Here is a 20012-nt window from a genome sequence, read left to right on the forward strand (position 1 = left end):
CACGAAACCCTTTTTTACTTGCATATATCCCAACTAATTTCTATTTTTAGAAAATGAACCATGCCGTTATGACAGAAATTGATATTGAAAAAGAAAATAAAGCAATTGCTCAAGAATACAAAGAATTACTTCGTATTAGCTACCAAACGTTAAGTGATGAAGATAAAAAACTCATTCGAAAAGCATTTGACGTTTCCGTAGAAGCCCATAAAGAACAACGGAGAAAATCTGGCGAAGCCTATATCTTCCACCCTATTGCTGTAGCAAAAATTGTTGCTTCGGAAATAGGCTTGGGAGCAACCTCTATTGCAGCAGCCTTGTTGCACGATGTTGTTGAGGATACACCTACTACTGTTCAGGATATTGAACGCTTGTTTAATCCAAAAGTAGCGCAAATCGTAGAAGGATTGACCAAAATATCATTGGTACAAAGAGATTTAAATGTTTCCATGCAAGCAGAAAATTTCCGTAAAATGATATTAACTCTGAATGATGATGTTCGTGTTATTCTTATCAAACTTGCGGATCGTTTGCACAACATGCAAACTATGGATTCAATGCAAGAAGACAAACAAACCAAAATTGCATCTGAAACATTGTACATATACGCACCACTAGCACATCGTTTGGGACTTTATAATATAAAAACCAAGCTGGAAGATTTAGGATTAGAATATACGGAACCTGCAATTTACAAAGAAATTGTCAGTAAAATAAAAGAAACTAAAGAAGAGCAAGATGCCTATATTGACGATATTTCAAATGTCCTAAAAGCCTCTTTAGATGCTGAAGGAGTTGAATACATCATAAAAGGTCGTCCAAAATCGATTTATTCTATTCGTAGAAAAATGTTAGCCCAAAACGTGAGTTTTGATGAAGTATATGACAAATTTGCACTTCGAATTGTATACAAATCAACGCCACATGATGAGAAATTCGTTGCTTGGAAAATATATTCTATTGTTACCGACCATTACAGACCAAGTCCAAGTCGTTTGCGGGACTGGATTTCATCACCAAAATCAACAGGTTATGAGGCCTTGCACATTACCGTTATGGGGCCAAAAGGACGTTGGGTGGAAGTACAAGTTCGTAGCGAAAGAATGGATGAAATTGCTGAAAAGGGATACGCAGCACATTATAAATACAAGAATGGTGCTACCGAAGAAAGTGGTTTAGACGTATGGCTTAATTTACTAAAGGAAGCGCTAGAAAATTCTGAAACGAATGCTGTGGACTTTGTAGAAGATTTCAAAATGAATTTATATTCAAAAGAAATCTTCGTCTTTACTCCAAAAGGGGAAATAAAATCGTTGCCTAAAGGAGCTACATCGCTCGATTTTGCGTTTAGCATTCACTCTGAAATAGGAATACGAACTAGAGGAACTCGGGTCAATGGAAAACTAGTTCCTTTGAATTTTGAATTAAAAAGTGGAGATCAAATAGAAGTCATTACGTCACAGCATCAAAAGCCCACCAGTAACTGGCTTGATTATGTCACCACCTCTCGAGCGAAAACGAAAATAAAAAATGTTTTAAACGAAAATACCAAGAAAATAGGTGAAGAAGGCAAAGAACTGCTTACTCGAAAATTAAAGCATCTAAAAATAACCATGAGTGAGCAGGTTATTAATGAGTTAGTCAACTTTTTTAAACTAAAAACGAGTTTAGATTTATTCTATAGAGTGGGAATTGGCGCGATCGAGAACCAGCAACTTAAAGATTACGCCGCGCAAAAAAGCAATACATTCATTAATTTCTTCAAAAATAAAATGAAGCGTTCTTCCAGTACCACTGCTGACGAAGACATTCACAAACCAATAGTTAGCAGTAATTATGACATGCTAGTTTTTGGGAAAGAACATGACAAACTAGATTATAAATTATCTCCTTGCTGTAATCCAATTCCTGGCGATGACGTATTTGGGTTTGTAACAATCAATGAAGGGATAAAAGTGCACAAAAAAGATTGTCCTAATGCTATAGGAATGCAATCCAATTACGCCTACCGAATTATGTCGGCCAAGTGGATAGATTCTTCTCAGGAAGAGTTCAAAGCCATTATAAACATAACAGGAATGGACGTTTTAGGACTTACAAATCAATTAACAAAAGTGATATCAAACAACATGAATGTGAATATTCAAAGTATAGCGCTGAGCACTGATGCTGGAATTTTTCATGGCCAAGTTACAGTAATTGTTCAAAACAATACCATTTTGAAAAAAATGATTAATAATATCAAAAAGATTGACGGAATAGATAAAGTAACTCGGGAGTACAAAACGTAGCGCAATCTTGATTTTGCTGACTTTTTCTTAGGCATTTTGAACTCGTATTGGAACAAACTTGAAACTTAACAAACCGGAAACTTTAAACTTTAAACTAAAAAAATTATCTTTGCCACTATATGACACTCATTTCCACAGATAACACCAAAAACCAAGAAATTGTAAAAAATGTTTTTACAATGTATCTTGAAAAAAAAGGACATCGCAAAACCCCTGAACGTTATGCTATCCTTCAGGAAATTTACGATAGCGAAGAGCATTTTGATGTAGAAAATTTATATATCAAAATGAAAAACAAAAACTATCGTGTGAGTAGGGCAACACTTTACAATACAATCGAGTTGCTCTTGGATTGTGCTTTAGTTCGCAAACACCAATTTGGACAAAATCAAGCACATTACGAAAAATCGTATTTTGACAAGCAGCACGACCATATTATAATGACTGACACAGGTGAAGTAATTGAGTTTTGTGATCCAAGAATTCAAAGTATCAAAAAAACAATCGAAGAAATTTTTGATATCGAAATTACAAATCATTCGTTATATCTCTACGCAGTAAAGAAACAAAAAGACAACTTGGAATAAGATCGTTTAAAAACATAAAAATTAACTACAAATAACGTACAGAATGACCGTAGATTTATTATTAGGATTACAATGGGGAGATGAAGGAAAAGGAAAAATTGTTGATGTTCTTACTTCTAAATACGATATTATTGCTCGTTTTCAAGGAGGACCAAACGCAGGACATACTTTAGAATTTGACGGAATAAAACACGTACTTAGAACCATTCCTTCTGGAATTTTTCACGGAAATAACATGAACATCATTGGTAATGGTGTTGTAATTGACCCTGTAGTTTTTAAAAGTGAAATTGATGGCTTAGCCAAATTTAACTTAGACCTAAAGGCAAAGCTAATTATTTCTAGAAAAGCTCATTTAATATTACCTACCCATCGTTTACTGGATGCAGCATCTGAAGCATCAAAAGGAAAAGCAAAAATAGGGTCTACTCTAAAAGGAATTGGTCCAACGTATATGGACAAAACCGGAAGAAACGGTATCCGCGTTGGAGACATTGAACTAGAGGATTTTGCAGATCGTTACAGAGCTTTGGCGGATAAGCATGAAGCCATGATTGCGTTTTACAATGTTGATATTCAGTACAATTTACCCGAATTAGAAAAAGAATTTTTTGAAGCTATCGAAGATCTAAAAAAATTAGATTTTATTGATAGTGAAGAGTATTTACACCAAGCTCAAAAGGCAGGTAAATCAATATTATGTGAAGGTGCTCAAGGTTCATTATTGGACGTTGATTTTGGGACCTACCCTTTTGTAACATCCTCTAACACTACTGCTGCTGGTGCTTGTACTGGTTTAGGAATTGCCCCAAATAAAATCAAAGAAGTCTATGGGATTTTTAAAGCGTATGTAACTCGCGTAGGTAGTGGTCCTTTCCCAACGGAACTTTTTGACGAAGACGGTGCTACTATGGCAAGTGTTGGAAATGAATTTGGATCTGTGACTGGCAGACAAAGACGTTGTGGGTGGTTAGACTTAGTAGCACTTAAATATGCTATTCAAGTTAATGGTGTTACACAATTAATGATGATGAAAGGCGATGTACTTTCAGGATTTGAAACGTTAAAAGTATGTACGGAATACAATTATAAAGGAGAGAAAATTTCTCATTTTCCTTATAATATCGAACCTGAGAATGTAACTCCAGTGTATCAGGAATTCAAAGGTTGGCATGCCGATTTAACCGGAATGACCACTTACGAAGAACTACCAACAGAGTTGAAAGAGTACATCGAATTTATCGAAAGAGAAGTTGAAGTTCCTATCAAAATAGTTTCTGTTGGACCAGATAGAAAGCAAACTATTCTGAAATAAAATTACCAAACGCTCTGAAAATTCAGAGCGTTTTTTTTTCCTCTCTCCAACCTTCCCTAAAGTCGAGGGAGCCGAGACCGGATTATTTTTTAAATAATAATATTTCATCTAAACAAAAAAAAATACTTTCGATACACCCATGAAAAATCCAACTATCAAAATTCAAAAAACAGAAATTCTATCTGATAACTGGTATCTATTAAACAAAGTTACTTTCGACTATCAAAAAAAAGACGATTCTTGGATTACCCAAAAAAGAGAAGTCTACGATAGAGGAAACGGCGCCGCCATTTTACTTTATAACACACAACAAAAAACAGTTATTCTAACACGTCAGTTTCGCTTGCCAACGTATCTTAATGGAAATGACTCTGGAATGATGATTGAAGTTTGCGCCGGTCTTTTAGACCAAGACAATCCAGAACAATGCATCATTCGAGAAACAGAGGAAGAGACAGGATACCGACTCACAAAAGTCACTAAAATCATGCAAACCTATATGTCTCCTGGTGCTGTAACTGAAATTTTATACTTGTTTGTTGGGGCTTACGATCAATCTATGAAAGTTAGTGAGGGTGGCGGAGTAGCACACGAACAGGAGAATATTGATGTACTCGAAATGCCCTATGAAGAAGCATACGCTATGATAGCATCAGGCCAAATTCAAGATGCCAAAACAATTATGTTATTACAACATGCCAAAATAAACAATCTTGTTTAATGAATAGTCAGACTAAGGGGATTTTATTTGCCTTATTCGCTACCTTTCTATGGTCAGTCAACATGGTCATTGCTAGTGGTGTAAAAGGACATATTCCACCAGTGGGATTGGCTTTTTGGCGCTGGACCGTTGCTTGTATTGTTTTAGCTCCTTTTGCTGCTAAAAGGACTTTTGAAAGTTTACCAATACTAAAAAAGCACTTTTGGTATCTTACACTTACCGCCGTTTTGGGTATTACTATTTTTAATACACTGATATACTTTGCTGGAAAAACTACAAGTGCTGTCAATTTATCATTAATTGCGATTTCGATTCCGCTGTTTATCATTATCCTTTCCAGAATCATTTACAAAGAGAAAGTATCCAATATAAAAATAGCAGGAATTGCTACCATAATTACAGGAGTTCTGGTGCTTATTTCTAAAGGTTCCTTACAAGCATTGCTTAGCATCAACTTTACAACTGGAGACTTGTTAATGCTTCTCGCTTGTTTCTTTTTTGCGTGTTACACTATTTTAGTTCGAAAAAAACCACAACCACTAGCTCCGAAAGTATTTTTGTTTAGTGTTTTCAGTATTGGTACGGCACTACTGCTTCCCTTTTATATTTGGGAAAATATCAATTATCAAAAAGTGATTTTTGATTCTACAACAATCTTAATTACGCTATACGTTGGTATTTTTGCGTCGCTAGTTTCTTTTTATTTATGGAACGAGGCAATCCGATTAATAGGTACTTCGAAAACTGCTTTAATTTATTATTTGATTCCAATATTTAGCGGTATACTCGCTTATTTTTTTCTAAATCAAGCTATTGGACTTACTCAAATTACAAGTATGGGAATCATTATTTCTGGCCTGTTCATTACAGCTAAAAAATAAAATGCGACCTATTTTTTATAGTGAACTCTATTTGTAATTAAAGCATTGAGATAAAAAGTCAAGGACAACATCTTCGATAAATTCCAATGCGTAGTAACAATTCTAATACAATCAAATTTAACTACTGCGTAGTAAAGCTATTCGTTTACTCTAACCTTTGAATAGAACGCCATTATCTCGCTTCTTTTTACTGAGCTCTTTGGGCATAAAAAAAGCAACATAAAATCGTTTTTATGCTGCTTTTCAATCTTTAATAGCGCGGTAAATTATTATTTATTAGGCTGTGGCGTCATCCTTAAATACGGTTTAACTCTTTCATAGCCTTTAGGAAACTTAGCTGCAATATCTTCATCTTTAATAGCAGTTGAAATCACTACATTGTCCCCATCTTTCCAGTTAGCTGGTGTCGCCACGCTATATTTAGCTGTTAACTGTAGACTATCGATTACACGCAGAATTTCATCAAAATTTCTACCTGTAGATGCCGGATAGGTTAAGGTCAATTTTACTTTTTTGTCAGGCCCAATTATAAAAACGGAACGCACAGTAAAACTCTCACTTGCATTAGGATGAATCATATCATATAATGCTGCAATTCGTTTGTCTTCATCCGCAATAATAGGGAAATTTACTGTCGTATTTTGAGTTTCATTGATATCTTTGATCCATTCCATGTGCGAATCTACTCCGTCCACGCTCAAGGCAATAACTTTTACATCCCTCTTTTCAAATTCAGGATAATAATTGGCTACGGTTCCCAATTCAGTGGTACAAACTGGAGTAAAATCAGCTGGATGTGAGAACAAAACACCCCACGAGTCTCCAAGCCATTCATGAAATTTTATTTTTCCTTGTGACGTTTCTGCTTCAAAATCGGGAGCAATATCGCCTAATCGTACTCTTGCCATACTCGTTTTTTTTATTGATTAGTAACATTGTAAGTTATTGAAATAAAAGCAATAAAGGAGAAAATTAATCTTAAGATTGTACTAAATTATCACCTAAATCAGAAAATGACCATCTCAAAATTTGACCATAAAAATGCCAAATCACTTACTGTTGATCAACGGATCAATTTTTTGTTTGCCATTCAGATTAAGAAAGAATGCTTAACAAAATATACTGTATAGTTGGAAAGAACTCCTGAAAATACAGTTCTATTTTTTCTTTAGATTAGGCAAAAAGAAGGCGATACCACCTATCAAAGGCAAATACGCGCACAGATGGTAAACATAATTTATACTGGTATGATCCGCAAGATTTCCCAATAATGCAGAACCCAAACCTCCCATTCCAAAGGCGAAACCATAGAAAAGGCCAGAGACCATACCTAATTTTTTAGGCAATAGTTCTTGCGCAAACACCAAGATAGCCGGAAATGCAGATGAAATAATCGTACCTATTATGACGGACAAAACCCCTGTCCAAAATAAATCGACATACGGCAACAGCAGAGTAAAAGGAGCAGCTCCCAACACTGAAAACCATATTACGTATTTCCTTCCAAATTTATCCCCTAACGGCCCTCCAATTAAGGTTCCAATAGCACAAGAAGCCAAAAACAAAACCAAATGAAATTGAGCTTCCTGAACAGATAAATTAAATTTTTCCATCAAGTAAAAAGTAAAGTAACTAGACATACTTGCCATATAGAAGAATTTCGAAAAGATCAATACCATCAAAATTGCAACCGAAATCCTTATGGTTTTTGGGGATAAATTAGGCAATTCGACTACTGCTTTTTTAGTACTTCTTAAGCTCAGATGGTTTTGGTACCAAAGTGCAATTCTACTCAAAACAAGTAAGCCAATCAGCGCAACAACCACGAACCAAATAATATAATATTGGGAGTTAGGAACTACAATTAAGGCGACTAGCAACGGTCCGATGGCAGTTCCTGCATTACCTCCCAACTGAAAAATGGATTGTGCCAAGCCGCGTTTGCCGCCTGATGCCAAAAAGGAGATTCGCGATGCTTCAGGATGAAAAATGGAAGAACCAATTCCAACCAAAACTACTGAAACAATAATCATTTCAAAACTGGAAGCATAGGACAAACAGACAATTCCAGATAAAGTGAATAGCATTCCGAAAATTTGGGAAAAAGGCTTTGGTCTTTTATCCGTGTATAAACCAACCACAGGCTGCAAAATAGAGGCCGCCAATTGATAGGCTAACGTAATTAAACCAATTTGGGTAAACGTCAACTGAAAGTTTTCCTTTAAAATAGGGTAAGCCGCAGGGATAACGGCTTGCAATAAATCATTCAGTAAATGGGCAAATGCTATCGAAAATAATATGGAATAAACGGTTTGTTGAGCAACAGGCGTTGTTTCAATTGAAGCAACCTTATTAGAAGATACATTCATTTTTTTACTAAAACTATTAATTATTAATGGCTTAAATCGATTTTAAATTTGAAGCACAAAATACCAAAACACCAAGGTGATAAATGACAGTGGAATTCCAAAACCAATCATCATACTGCTTAACCGGGGTTTTAAACCGTGGGAAGTAGCTAAGATACTTGCTGTAATCATGGGAGCCATAGCTGACTCCATAATGGCAACCTCAATCATCTTTGAATGTTGTTGCAAAATTACGACATACAGTAAATAAAGCAGTGCAGGAGTCAACATTAATTTATACAAAAGTCCTAATCCTAAAAACTTCCAATGTTGGCTTTTTCTATCAAACCGTAATTGTAAACCTACAGAAAGCATCGCTAGAGGTGTCATAACGCTTCCTGTTTTCTGTAATACATATTGAACGTATTCGTGAAAATCAAAATTCAGATAATTCATTAAACAGGCGGCTAGAAAGGTTATAAATGGCGGAAAGAACATGATTTTTTTTGCAATATGAAAACCGTTTGGCGTTCCTGTAGAATACAACGTGGCTACTAGAATTCCCAAAGTGGAAAGCACAACAAACGAACCCGGTTGATCAACTAAAATAGCAGTTTTTAAACCCTCTTCGCCATATAAAGCCTCGATTATGGGAAAGCCTAAAAAGGAAGTATTCCCTAAACCAGCGGTAATAATTAAACAGCCGATGAGTTTTCTGGACCAGCCGAATTTTTTTCCCAAAAAACTAAACAAGAAGTAGGCACCAGCAAAAGTAATCCAAGCAACTCCAATAGGAAATAGCAATTCGTTACTCCACTCAATTTTGGGAATATAATATAAGGCTAAAGCGGGAAGACAAACGTAAATAACAATCTTGTTTAACAACTTGTAAATAGGAACGGGAAATCCTTTAATATTTTGGAAAATAATACCTAAAAACAAAAAAACGAAGATTAAAATAAAGTTGCTCATGGCGAAGAATTGATTGTAAAAATACCATTTAAATTCAGTTCCGGAATAAAGAAATTTATAAATTATAATTTTAACCAAAAGATAGAAATACATTTTATCTAACCTGTTGGGTGCAATTATTGAAAACGTTGTTCGAGTGTTTTTTGTGAAGTAAAACGGAACAAAAATTTTCGATAAGCTCCGCTACTCGAAGTGACGTGCATTGAAAACCGTTTTTAATGAAATTTTTCTTGCTCTCGTTACATTTTCCTACCGAAAAAATACTCGCACTGACGAAAAATTACCAAAAACTAAGTACACCCAACGGATTTTATCTACTATAATACTAAGTGCATTTTTTTTACTGACAAAGTAAAAAACCTACTTAACAGGTTTTACAACAAGTAAATAATCAAAAATCCAGCTTTAAAAATGAAATAGTTGAATTAATAAATACCACTTGCGCACAATTTATTGTCAAAAAATATCAGAAACAGGACTAAACAGCGTAAACGCTATAATTATTTAAATTTTTCACTTCAAAATAACGGTTTCTTCGAGAAACCCTTTTTGAAATTATTTTTGTTTTCACTACTTTTACTTTTCAAATCACATGTTTTGTCAAACAAAAAATCCCATCCAAGCGCCTTACACGAGAAAGCAGGAATTCCTAGGCCCGAAATGATTAGCGCAACCGCCGTTGAGAACATCCAGCACTTTAGAAAAATACAACCCTCAGCGGCAGAATTAGTTGAAGGCATTTTAGCAGGAAACATAACAGCTTTAAGTCGCGCGATTACATTGGTAGAAAGTACGAATGGCACTCATTTGGCAAAAGCCACTGAAGTAATTAATGCGTGTTTACCGCATGCCAGCCAATCGGTGCGAATAGGAATTACTGGTGTTCCTGGCGTAGGAAAAAGCACGTTTATCGAAGCTTTTGGAAAATTCTTGACGGGGTTAGGGAAAAAAGTTGCAGTTCTTGCCGTTGATCCCAGCAGCACGATAAGCCACGGGAGTATTCTGGGCGATAAAACACGAATGGAAGAATTGGTAAAAGACAAAAATGCCTATATCCGACCATCCGCTTCAGGAGATACTTTAGGCGGCGTGGCACGAAAAACCCGCGAAAGTATTACCCTTTGTGAGGCGTGTGGCTTTGATACTATTATCATTGAAACTGTGGGAGTGGGTCAAAGTGAAACTGCCGTTCACAGCATGGTAGATTTCTTTTTGCTTTTGAAAATATCTGGTGCTGGAGACGAATTACAAGGTATTAAACGCGGTATTATGGAAATGGCGGATGCAATTGTAATCAACAAAGCGGATGGCGATAACATTAAAAAAGCACAGTTTGCTAAAATGGAATTCAACAGAGCCTTGCATCTTTTTCCCGCTAAAAAATCCGGCTGGACACCTACAACCTCAACTTGTAGTTCTATTACACACGAAGGAATACCTGCGGTTTGGGAAACCATTGAAAAATTTCTTGAATTGACAAAGGGAAATAATTACTTCTTTGAAAAGCGAAAAGAACAAAACCAATATTGGATGTTAGAAACCATCAATGAGCAATTGAAAACCAATTTTTATAACAATCCGGAAATTCAAAAATCATTGGATTCAACCAAAAAAGCGGTGCAAAATGATGAAATTTCACCCTTTGCAGCCGCTCAGTTTTTGCTGGAAAAATATTTTAAAAAAAAATAGTATTTTATCCTTTGATCTTTAGTTCTAAATAGGTTTCATATCCATATTTTAACATTAGAAGTCCTAAAATAATTTTGATAAACTTACCAATAATATAACCTACACTATGTCCTAAATTATAGGCATTTCCAAAGTTCGTATTCGATTTAATTTCAAATGGTAAAAAGTTAAAAATCCCAGTGATAATTAGCATCGTCACAAAAACAAACATGACATACATAAATATATTTTTCATTTCTACCTAAATTTAATTAGTTGCATAAAAAACAGGAACTAAAATCTATTAAAATTGTCCCTTTCCATAAAGTTTACTCTTTCTCGTAGCGTTCCATTTCACGATCGTAAAACTCATTGGCAAGAACAATTAATCCTTCCATTTCAGCATTTAACTCCCCTTCGTCAAGGTCTTCAGCTTCTTCGATAAACTCCACCTCATCATCTTTAAGATTAATGATGAATCTTGGGTAATCAAGATGGATGATAAAAATATCCTCTGGAAAATCAGTATTGTCGCCTAGTAAAAATTTAGGTAATTCCATTTTATTATTGTTTTGTTGATTTGATATTGAATTAATTTATTTTTAAAAAAACTATTTATCCGAAAGAATTATTGGTGTGTTACGGCTACCATTCATAAAAATAATCTTGGTATTAGTTGATGCTGCTAGTTCTTTCTGCGCTTTTATTTGCTCATATTGCAGTTGCTTATCTGACAATCCTGTTGAAATAATACGCTGATAATCAGCAATACCTTGCGCTTCAACTCGCTTGCGCTCTGCTTCTTGCTTTTCTTTTTGAAGCACAAATGTCATTTTTTGGGCATCTTGCTCGGCATTAATTTTACTTTCGATAGAAGCTTTTACCGAGGCTGGAAGATTTATATTGCGAATCAATAATTGCTCTAAAACCAAACCCCTTGATTTAAAATCGGCTTCAATTGTTTTAAATATACGCTGCTGAAATTCATTCCTTTTAGTAGAATATAAAGCTACTGCATCATAATAAACAGCATTGTCGCGAATACGAGTTCGAGTAACAGGACGAACAATTTTATCACTATAGTTCACGCCAATTTCTTTTAGAATTTTTGGAGTGGCTTCTGGCGATACTCTAAACAAAACTGTCAAATCAATAATGACTTCAAGTCCATCATTTGACAGCACACGAATGGCATCATCACCCGATTGAGCGCCTTCACTATGAACCGCAGACATGGTATAATTTTGGGTTTGAATATCGAATTCTGTCACATCCATAAGCGGATTTATCAAACTCAGTCCACTTTGCAAAATATCGGTTTGAACGCTACCGTAAAGAGACTTTACTCCTACTTTCCCAGCGTCAATTTGTTTGAACATAGATGAAAAAATTCCCAAAATAATCAGAAGTACTCCAATGATTTTAAGACTACCTGAGAACTTAGAGAAAGAATTTAGACTGTTTTTTAAGGTGAAACTTAAAATTAAAAATAGTATTCCAAGAATAATTAATAGTATCATTTTTTTATTGGTTTGTATAATATTCTTGTTAGACGATAGTCCGCGTGAGAAGTTACAGCATACAAAAAATTTTATTCTTTACGATTTTGTATTACCAACTTTCTTGTTAATCTCGCAAAGCGAATATACAAAAATAAAGCGGCAGCTGTTAATCCTGCTAAAAGTCCAATCCAAATTCCAACCGCTTTTAGTTCTGTGTATTTTCCTAAATAATAGGAAATAGGAAAACCAATAATCCAATACGCCACAAAGGTAATGTACATAGGGATTTTTACATCTTGCAAACCACGTAACGCTCCTAAAACCACAACTTGAATTCCATCCGATATTTGAAAAATGGCAGCTACCAAAAGTAACTTAGCTGTAATCATAATAATTTCTGAATTATCTAGCAGTTGACTTGGATCGTCCATATTTAAAAACAGATGGGGTAAAAATTGATGAAAAACCACAAAGATTATCGCAAATAAAGTTTCCAGAATAATGGCTAACAAGAAAATAGATCGAGCAACAACAATCAATTTTTTATAATCATTCATTCCTTTAGTATGACTGACCCGAATCATTGCCGTAACACTTAATCCCATTGCAACCATAAAGGTCGACGAGGCTAAAATAAGCGCAATCTGATTGGCTGCCTGGCTATTTTTACCTAAAGAACCAGATAGCCAAATTGCAGCAGTAAACAAGGCTACTTCAAATAACATTTGCATGGCTGAAGGCAAACCAAGATCGATAATTTTCTTCAAAATTGATTTGCGAATTTCTTTAAAACTAAAGTTCTTAAAATTTTTTTTCATGACAGAATTTTTTTTCATGAGATAATGCATAAAAACAACCATCATTATTCGAGAAATTACAGTACCCAAAGCCGCACCTAAAATACCTAGTTTTGGAAAAATCCAAATTCCGTAAATCAATACATAATTAAAAAAGATATGCACGACATTCGCTAGTAATATAGCGTACATAGAATATTTAGTTTTCGCTAAACCATCCGCAAATTGCTTATAACCTTGATAAATGATTACAGGAATTAAAGAAAAGGCCACCCAATCTATATAAGGCGCCGCCAAGTCAGCCACTTCTTTGGGTTGCTGCATCAAATACATAATTTGTTTGGAAAGCACCGTCAAAATAAATAACGCAACGCCCAATACAGTGCACAAAAGCAGTCCATGATGAAAAGTAGTTCGGATTTTTTGATCATCTCGCTCCGCATCTGCTTCTGCAATTAATGGTGTGATTGCTGTAGAAAACCCAATTCCTATAGACAAAGCTATAAAGATGAAACTGTTACCTAACGAAACAGCCGCCAACTCGGTAGAACCCAATTTACCTACCATAAAATTATCAACGATTCCTATTAAAGTATGACCTAACATTCCTAAAATAACAGGATAGGCTAATTTGATATTATAAGAAAACTCTTTGAAGTATATAGAAAAATTCACTTTTCGCTTTTTTGTTGGCAAATATAATTAGAAGCTTTCAATTGCATCTATACAATTGAATATATAACGTACTTATTTTATGCTGCTACCTGCAAAAACGAGGAATTGTATAACAAAACAACTTAATTCTATAACTTTTAAAAAACGTACAGTCTTACTTTTGCAATGTTGTTTTTAGTCAAACAAAACCCCTAAAAACAACGAAAATATTAAAAAAATACAATTATGAAAATCGCAGGAAAAATTAAATTCGCACTAGCACTTACAATCTCAATGATGTTTGCTAGCAATGTACAAGCTCAAGAAACAACAAATGAAGCAACAAATTACAATCAAGGATTTCGTTTAGGATTAGGTGCAAATGCTGGATATTCAGTACATGACCCATACAAATTAGCGCTTGGAGCTGATGTAAGAGGACAATATGATTTATCAAAAAGATACTCTTTGACTTTGACTACAGGTTACACTAACTTATTTGTCAGTAAAGCGGATACTTTTCCTGGACAAACAGAAGGAAAAGATTTAGGGATTATCCCTGCAAAAGCAGGTTTTAAAGCTTTTGTATGGAATGATCAATTTTACTTAATGGGAGAAGCTGGTGCTGCATTTGCAGTTAGTAATGTAGATAATACTAGAGAGAAAACTTCTTTATTGTTATCCCCAAGTATAGGTTACGCAACCAAGTACATAGATATTTCTTTGAACTATACACATTACAGTCATTTTGATCGTCTAAACAATAATGGTTCTCTTGGTAAAGGAGTTGGACAAGTAGGTGTTCGTTTAGCTTACGGTTTCAAACTGTAATCCTACTTTGAATTAGATATAATAAATGCCCTGAAATTTCAGGGCATTTTTTGTTTATTTCAACGAATACTTTTTATCTGTCAAGGTTCGCACAAAGGCTATAAGCTGTTTTTTTTCTAAATCTGTCAAATTGAGTTTGTCCTCGGGCAATGTTTGATTTGGCAAATTAAAACCCAACCCGTTCCCACCACCATCATTATAAAAATCAATTACTTCTTCTAGTGTTTTGAAAACACCGTTGTGCATGTATGGCGCCGTCAATTCCACGTTTCTTAACGTTGGTGTTTTGAATGAATTGCGATGAATCTCCGCTTTAGTTAAATCAAATTTTCCTAAATCAGCATCTAATTTTTTGTGTTGGTTTGGAACTCCCAAAACTTCACTTTCTGATTTCATAAAACTCGGCGGTACCGTTCCGTTTGTTAAGGGAATAAAATGGCATGTAGCGCATTTTGCTTTTCCAGTAAACAAATTAAAACCTGCAACTTCATTCCAATCTAACTTGGCATCGCCACGCATATAGGCATCAAACTTGGCATCATATTTACTCAGCGATCTGATGTAAGATGCCAATGCGTTCTTGATCCCAAATTCATCTATTTCTTTATTGGGAAATGCCTTTTGGAACCTCGTAACATAACTCACTTTATTTTTTAAAGCTAAAACTGATTTTATCAAAGAGCCGTGCATTTCATTTTCATTTTTAATAACCGCTACCGCTTGGTCTTCCAGATAATTGACTCTAGAATCATAGAAAAATACGCGTTGAAATGCAATATGAGTCAGTGTGGGTGTATTTCTTTTTACTAAAGAATTACCATCTAATGAAATGGCTTTTTCCAAACCATCCGTAAATGCTTTTTCTGAATGATGACACGAAGCACAAGCACGAGAATTATCACCTGACAAAACAGGATCATTAAACAATAATTTCCCTAAGGCTATTTTATCTGGCGTTGTTTCATAATCTGGAAATGCAGAGAAAGCTTCGACGTCAAAGGCATTTGCATCAAAAAGTGTTTTTGCGGTAGTTCTTAGTCCTCTTGTCTCTTTCAAGAACGGGATTTTTAAGCTTACTTGCGTTTCATGCAAACCAATGCTTAACGGATTAGCAATTTTGCGAATAAAAAAAGCACGATCAAACGAATTAAAAGAGGAATTGTCTTTTAAATATCGCTTTCCTTCTTCCAGTGTAGTTAAAACTTGCTGCAAAGATGCTTCCTGTGAACTAGCTGCATAAATTTTATAATATTTTTCAATACTTTCTAGCGCTGCTTGTGCTTCCGGAATTGATTGCTGCGCAATTGGGGAATCAAATCCGGTTATTCCCAGCGTTATGATTCTAAAAACTTCCAAACGCATCGCATCAAAAACATGCGCATCTGTGAATTCATTTGTTTGTGATACTTTGACCAAGCGCTTTAAGTTTGCTGATAGAATACCCATTTCCGTTAGCAATTCGGCTTTTAACTTTGCATTATACTCGGGGAAAATAAATTCTTCAATCACTTGAAATCCTTCAGCAGGCAACGTCTTTTTATCATTTTCTTCAAATTCTGCTAAGGCTGGCCCATTTATAGCTTTGGCAACTGCAGGAAAATAATATTCACTAATTGTTTCCACTTGTTTGTAACTGGAGTGTGCCTGCAAAAATTGTTGTTGGAGTGCTGTTGTTGCAGTATTCGACTTAATTAAACGTTCCAGTTTAGAAACCTCTTGTACGACTTTTAGAATATCGGCTTTGTATATATTATTTACCGATTCATGCTTCGGAATTGTTTTTTGGCAAGAGACCAATACAATAAGAACCAATAAAATACAACTTTTTTTCATGATAAAGGGGTGTAATTTAAAAAAATATAAATAGCAAAAACCACGGCTCGTAAAAATTGAAACCGTGGCTACTTGCAATTATTTCAATGGTATTTATCGTGCTAATCCTTTGATCAAAACGATTTGACTTGCCTGATCTTCATTTGGACGATTTGTTCCTCCATCCACTCCTTTGTACTTTGTCCCTCTCCAGGTATGAGGTTGAACACTCAATAAAAAAGTGTCATCAATTCCTAATTGATCGGAAACATCAATCATGGCTCCGTATTCCCAATCTCCAAATTTACTTATTCCTCCAACATTATATTTGGCTGCATCAGTAGCAGTACGACGGTGGTCCAACTCTACCACTACTTTCAGCTGTTTCGTTGCCATATTGTATTGATAAATGTAAGCGTCATGTGTTTCATCGCCATAGCCATTAGCATCTTCCTGAACATAAACATAGTTTTTTGTCACGCAGATATTATCTGGATTTTGAAATTTTCCTGCAATTCCAGTACGATCATCTCCATCAAGAAGTACTTCAAGGGTTCCAGCCAAAGGATTGTTTGCCTCTAAATTCAGTTTGTACACCCTACCATATTTTGTTCTTGAGGCATCTGCATTGTTTCCAGTTGTGTTTTGTCCTGTAACATTAAAGTAAATTTCTCTCGCTCCCGCATCCGAACCTTTTTTATAATCCAAATCCTCTACTCTACCAAATTTGATTCCTTTCAATGTATTTACAGCGGCGTTGATAGCGGCTCCAGTCATTGTGGTATGGTTTTCAATTTTCACAAAAGAAACACCGTAGGACTGATTCACTACCATATCTTTTTCTCTCTGATTGTCGTTTGTTCTCTTCATCATGTACAGAGATCCATTTATTAAATCACCAACAGTATTTGAAACATACATAAATACTTGACCTCCGTACGTTCCTGAATCATCGTCCCCAATTACAATTACAGTTTTACCCGCAAAGGCAGACGCTTTTAATGGCAAAGCATTTTCAGCACTAATCCTACCTAAAGCCGGTAACTCCTTAGAAACTGATGCTGATGCAACATCTGAAAAAGGATTAATTCCATGCGTACGAGATTCCTCACCAGATTCTCCACAAGTCAAAAATAAAGGTCCAAAACCATGTTCAGCGACAGTTGCCATCGTAGCGCCACATAATCTCCACGTTCCGCCATTAGAATTCAATAAATATTCTCCTTTTGTTGGTTTGAATGTTTGGTCCAAAGTGACTCTTGATACTGCAAAATTATCCTCGTGATTGACCAAAAAAGTAAAAGTTCCATCTGTATTTTTCAGCAATCCTGATCCATCCGAAGAACCTCCAAAAACAAAATTTGGACTTCCTGCCAAAACATCATCTGAAGTGATTAGTGAAAAAAGTTCTAGGTTTTCAAATCCTGATTGCTTTTTCAATAACACCGGAGTTACAGATTGATTTGCTAAAACAACACTTGTTGTTTGGTTAGAAGATTTAGAATCATTCTCACAGGAGAATAATGAGGCTAAAAATAACATTGGTAAAATAGTTCTTTTCATTTTGGTTGTTTGTTTAAATTTTAAGCAAAGTAATGCTGTGAATTTAAACTCTGAATGAATTGAACATTAACAAAAAGCTAACAGTTGGCGGTTTATAAAAGCACTAAAAACAATAAATTTACATCCTAACCGTATCATAATAGAATCATAAACTTCAAGTAACTTTTGTACGAAAATTAATTAAATCAAACCTCCTTTTTCAATATATCCTTATACATTTCAATATTTGCTTTGACTTTTTCATCCATTTTTGGCTCTTGGATATCCTTGTGTTGCTGCATTTCTTCCCAAATAATTTTACCTACAATATAACGGGCCATTTCCTTATCATCAGCGGGAACAACATACAAGGTGCTTTTTCAGTAGACGTATTATTTATTGCCTCTTCGTAATGCTGCATGTATTCATCCCAATGTTCTCTTTCTTTTAAATCTCCCGTAGAGAATTTCCAATTGTGTTTTCCCTCTTCTAAACGCCGCAACAAACGTTGTCTTTGCTCTTCCTTGCTCAAATGCAAAAAGAACTTCAACACGATAACTCCATTTTGGGTAATGTGCTTCTCAAAATTTCTGATCTGTTCCATGCGATTGTCCCAAAACTCAGGATTAATATCCGCCACAGTTGCTATACCGGGCAAATTTTCATTCAGGATGTATTCAGGATGTACCCGCGTAACCAAAACATTCTCATAATGGGTCCTATTAAAAATAGTAAACTTTCCCTTTTCTGGCAAAGCCAAATAATGACGCCATAAGTAATCATGTTCCAGTTCTGCAGAATTGGGCGTTTTAAAACTATGCACTACTACTCCACGGGAATTGAATCCTTTAAAAACTTCGCGTATCAAACTGTCTTTTCCAGAGGTATCCATTCCTTGCAAACAAATCAAAACACCGTAACGATTGTGCGCATACATTACGTCCTGTAAATCGCTCAATTTACTGCTTACGTTTTCTAACTTATCTTCTTTTTTATCATCACTCGCACCAATATCTAAATTGGTTGGTAATTTTGACAATTCAATGGGGTTGACTACTTTAAAATCATTTGGATTTATTGACTTCATGAGAAATAATTTATCTTTACCTCTCAAATATAATAAATTATAATAAGCCTTTTCCGGCTGTACGCTTGAATCTTTTCTTTTTTAAAACAAAAGAGAGAAAAAATCGGGAATAGGGACTCTTTTTCAAAACACGCACAATGGAAAAATTCACATTGGAACAACGATTTCAAATCAGCGGTATTGGAGCTGCATCGGGACTGATTTACAAAGACAATTCACTTCTGATTATCGGTGACAACAGCAGCTATCTTTACGAATATGAGATGGATTCTCGAAATTTAAAGCGCCATCCACTTCTGGAAAATCCATCCGAAAACATTCTTAAAAAGGAAAAACCAGATTTTGAAGCCATTACGACTTTTGGCGAAAGCATTTACGTTTTTGGTTCGGGTTCAACCCAAAAAAGAAACAAAATGGTACAAATTAATGCAGCTGATAAAAAAATAGTAGCTACAAATGATCTTACAGATCTGTATGCAATTCTACAAAATTCTGCAGAAATAAAACCCGAAGATTTTAATATTGAAGGCGCAATTTACAATGGCAAAAGTTGGTATTTATTCAACCGTGGGAATGGAAGTTCTACTAAAAATGTTCTTTTAGAAGTACAAGGAGAACTACTGACCAAGCAAATTACTGTTCTATCTTACGCCTATCAACTGCCAAGAATAAAGGGAGTTCACAGCAGTTTCACTGATGGAATTCTAGTAGAAAGCACCATTTATTTTTTGGCCACAGCCGAAGATACGACATCTACTTACGAAGATGGTGACGTATTAGGAAGCCTTATTGGAAGCATTGATCTGAAAACCATGAAAATTAATTTTACAAAAAAAATCAGTGATAGCCATAAGTTCGAAGGCCTAACATTATATGAGCACTCAAAAGAAAAAATTGAATTCTTATTGTGTGAAGATAAAGATACCGATACTTTGGAAACGGACATTTACAAACTAAGTCTCGACTTGGACTCCGATAAAATCATTTAAACAAGGCTGAAAAAT

17 protein-coding genes and 1 pseudogene are annotated in these 20012 nt (G+C 35.1%); 8 read left to right on the forward strand and 10 right to left on the reverse strand.

Going from position 1 to position 20012, the window contains the following annotated elements:
• The first annotated feature begins 68 nt into the window (after positions 1 to 68).
• The 5 genes from BLS90_RS08620 (at position 69) to BLS90_RS08640 (ending at position 5795) form a co-directional block, all read left to right on the forward strand.
• Complete coding sequence (locus tag BLS90_RS08620) at positions 69 to 2291, forward strand: RelA/SpoT family protein (protein ID WP_091257282.1); 2223 nt, start codon at positions 69 to 71, stop codon at positions 2289 to 2291.
• Positions 2292 to 2410: 119 nt separating this feature from the next.
• Entirely contained in the window at positions 2411 to 2878 is a 468-nt protein-coding gene (locus tag BLS90_RS08625; RefSeq protein ID WP_066082602.1) for a Fur family transcriptional regulator, read from the forward strand.
• Positions 2879 to 2921: 43 nt separating this feature from the next.
• Positions 2922 to 4193, forward strand: a complete 1272-nt coding sequence (locus BLS90_RS08630; protein ID WP_073353886.1) for an adenylosuccinate synthase — start codon at positions 2922 to 2924, stop codon at positions 4191 to 4193.
• Between the two features lie 139 nt (positions 4194 to 4332).
• Complete coding sequence (nudK, locus tag BLS90_RS08635) at positions 4333 to 4914, forward strand: GDP-mannose pyrophosphatase NudK (RefSeq protein ID WP_091257257.1); 582 nt, start codon at positions 4333 to 4335, stop codon at positions 4912 to 4914.
• The gene (locus BLS90_RS08640; RefSeq protein WP_091257258.1) at positions 4914 to 5795 is read left to right on the forward strand and encodes a DMT family transporter; all 882 of its coding nucleotides are present in this window, start codon (positions 4914 to 4916) and stop codon (positions 5793 to 5795) included. The genes nudK and BLS90_RS08640 overlap by 1 nt, the downstream gene beginning before the upstream one ends.
• Before the next feature lie 269 nt (positions 5796 to 6064).
• On the opposite strand, the gene BLS90_RS08645 is transcribed toward BLS90_RS08640, so the two are convergent.
• The 3 genes from BLS90_RS08645 to BLS90_RS08655 all read right to left on the reverse strand — a co-directional run bounded on the left by BLS90_RS08645 (position 6065) and on the right by BLS90_RS08655 (position 9115).
• Complete coding sequence (locus BLS90_RS08645) at positions 6065 to 6703, reverse strand: peroxiredoxin (RefSeq protein ID WP_091257259.1); 639 nt, start codon at positions 6701 to 6703, stop codon at positions 6065 to 6067.
• A 249-nt stretch (positions 6704 to 6952) separates the two neighbouring features.
• A complete protein-coding gene (locus tag BLS90_RS08650) occupies positions 6953 to 8164 on the reverse strand; it encodes an MFS transporter (protein ID WP_091257260.1) in 1212 nt (403 codons plus the stop codon).
• Between the two features lie 42 nt (positions 8165 to 8206).
• Positions 8207 to 9115 (reverse strand): AEC family transporter, encoded by a 909-nt coding sequence (locus BLS90_RS08655; protein WP_091257283.1) that lies wholly within the window; start codon positions 9113 to 9115, stop codon positions 8207 to 8209.
• 597 nt (positions 9116 to 9712) lie between these two features.
• Between BLS90_RS08655 and meaB the strand changes: the two genes are divergently transcribed.
• Entirely contained in the window at positions 9713 to 10804 is a 1092-nt protein-coding gene (gene meaB / locus BLS90_RS08660) for a methylmalonyl Co-A mutase-associated GTPase MeaB (RefSeq protein ID WP_245705071.1), read from the forward strand.
• 4 nt (positions 10805 to 10808) lie between these two features.
• Here meaB and BLS90_RS08665 read toward each other — a convergent pair whose 3' ends face one another.
• The 4 genes from BLS90_RS08665 to BLS90_RS08680 all read right to left on the reverse strand — a co-directional run bounded on the left by BLS90_RS08665 (position 10809) and on the right by BLS90_RS08680 (position 13757).
• Entirely contained in the window at positions 10809 to 11024 is a 216-nt protein-coding gene (locus tag BLS90_RS08665) for a hypothetical protein (protein WP_139171401.1), read from the reverse strand.
• Positions 11025 to 11112: 88 nt separating this feature from the next.
• A complete protein-coding gene (locus BLS90_RS08670; protein WP_091257262.1) occupies positions 11113 to 11343 on the reverse strand; it encodes a hypothetical protein in 231 nt (76 codons plus the stop codon).
• Between the two features lie 51 nt (positions 11344 to 11394).
• Positions 11395 to 12303 (reverse strand): prohibitin family protein, encoded by a 909-nt coding sequence (locus BLS90_RS08675; RefSeq protein ID WP_091257263.1) that lies wholly within the window; start codon positions 12301 to 12303, stop codon positions 11395 to 11397.
• Between the two features lie 71 nt (positions 12304 to 12374).
• The gene (locus tag BLS90_RS08680) at positions 12375 to 13757 is read right to left on the reverse strand and encodes an MATE family efflux transporter (RefSeq protein WP_091257285.1); all 1383 of its coding nucleotides are present in this window, start codon (positions 13755 to 13757) and stop codon (positions 12375 to 12377) included.
• Between the two features lie 225 nt (positions 13758 to 13982).
• Here BLS90_RS08680 and BLS90_RS08685 point away from each other — a divergent pair, with 225 nt between their 5' ends.
• Complete coding sequence (locus BLS90_RS08685) at positions 13983 to 14567, forward strand: hypothetical protein (protein ID WP_091257264.1); 585 nt, start codon at positions 13983 to 13985, stop codon at positions 14565 to 14567.
• A gap of 54 nt (positions 14568 to 14621) precedes the next feature.
• Here the strand turns inward: BLS90_RS08685 and BLS90_RS08690 are convergent, their stop codons facing one another.
• The 3 genes and pseudogenes from BLS90_RS08690 to BLS90_RS08700 form a co-directional block, all read right to left on the reverse strand.
• Positions 14622 to 16400, reverse strand: coding sequence for a cytochrome-c peroxidase (locus BLS90_RS08690; protein WP_091257265.1), 1779 nt, complete (start codon positions 16398 to 16400; stop codon positions 14622 to 14624).
• 93 nt (positions 16401 to 16493) lie between these two features.
• Positions 16494 to 17942, reverse strand: coding sequence for a PhoX family protein (locus BLS90_RS08695; protein ID WP_091257266.1), 1449 nt, complete (start codon positions 17940 to 17942; stop codon positions 16494 to 16496).
• Between the two features lie 185 nt (positions 17943 to 18127).
• Positions 18128 to 19008: pseudogene (locus BLS90_RS08700) on the reverse strand (PPK2 family polyphosphate kinase).
• 137 nt (positions 19009 to 19145) lie between these two features.
• Between BLS90_RS08700 and BLS90_RS08705 the strand changes: the two are divergent.
• The gene (locus BLS90_RS08705) at positions 19146 to 19997 is read left to right on the forward strand and encodes a DUF6929 family protein (RefSeq protein ID WP_091257267.1); all 852 of its coding nucleotides are present in this window, start codon (positions 19146 to 19148) and stop codon (positions 19995 to 19997) included.
• Positions 19998 to 20012 lie beyond the last annotated feature (15 nt).

It is taken from the genome of Flavobacterium omnivorum (assembly GCF_900099915.1).
Lineage (GTDB): Bacteria > Bacteroidota > Bacteroidia > Flavobacteriales > Flavobacteriaceae > Flavobacterium > Flavobacterium omnivorum.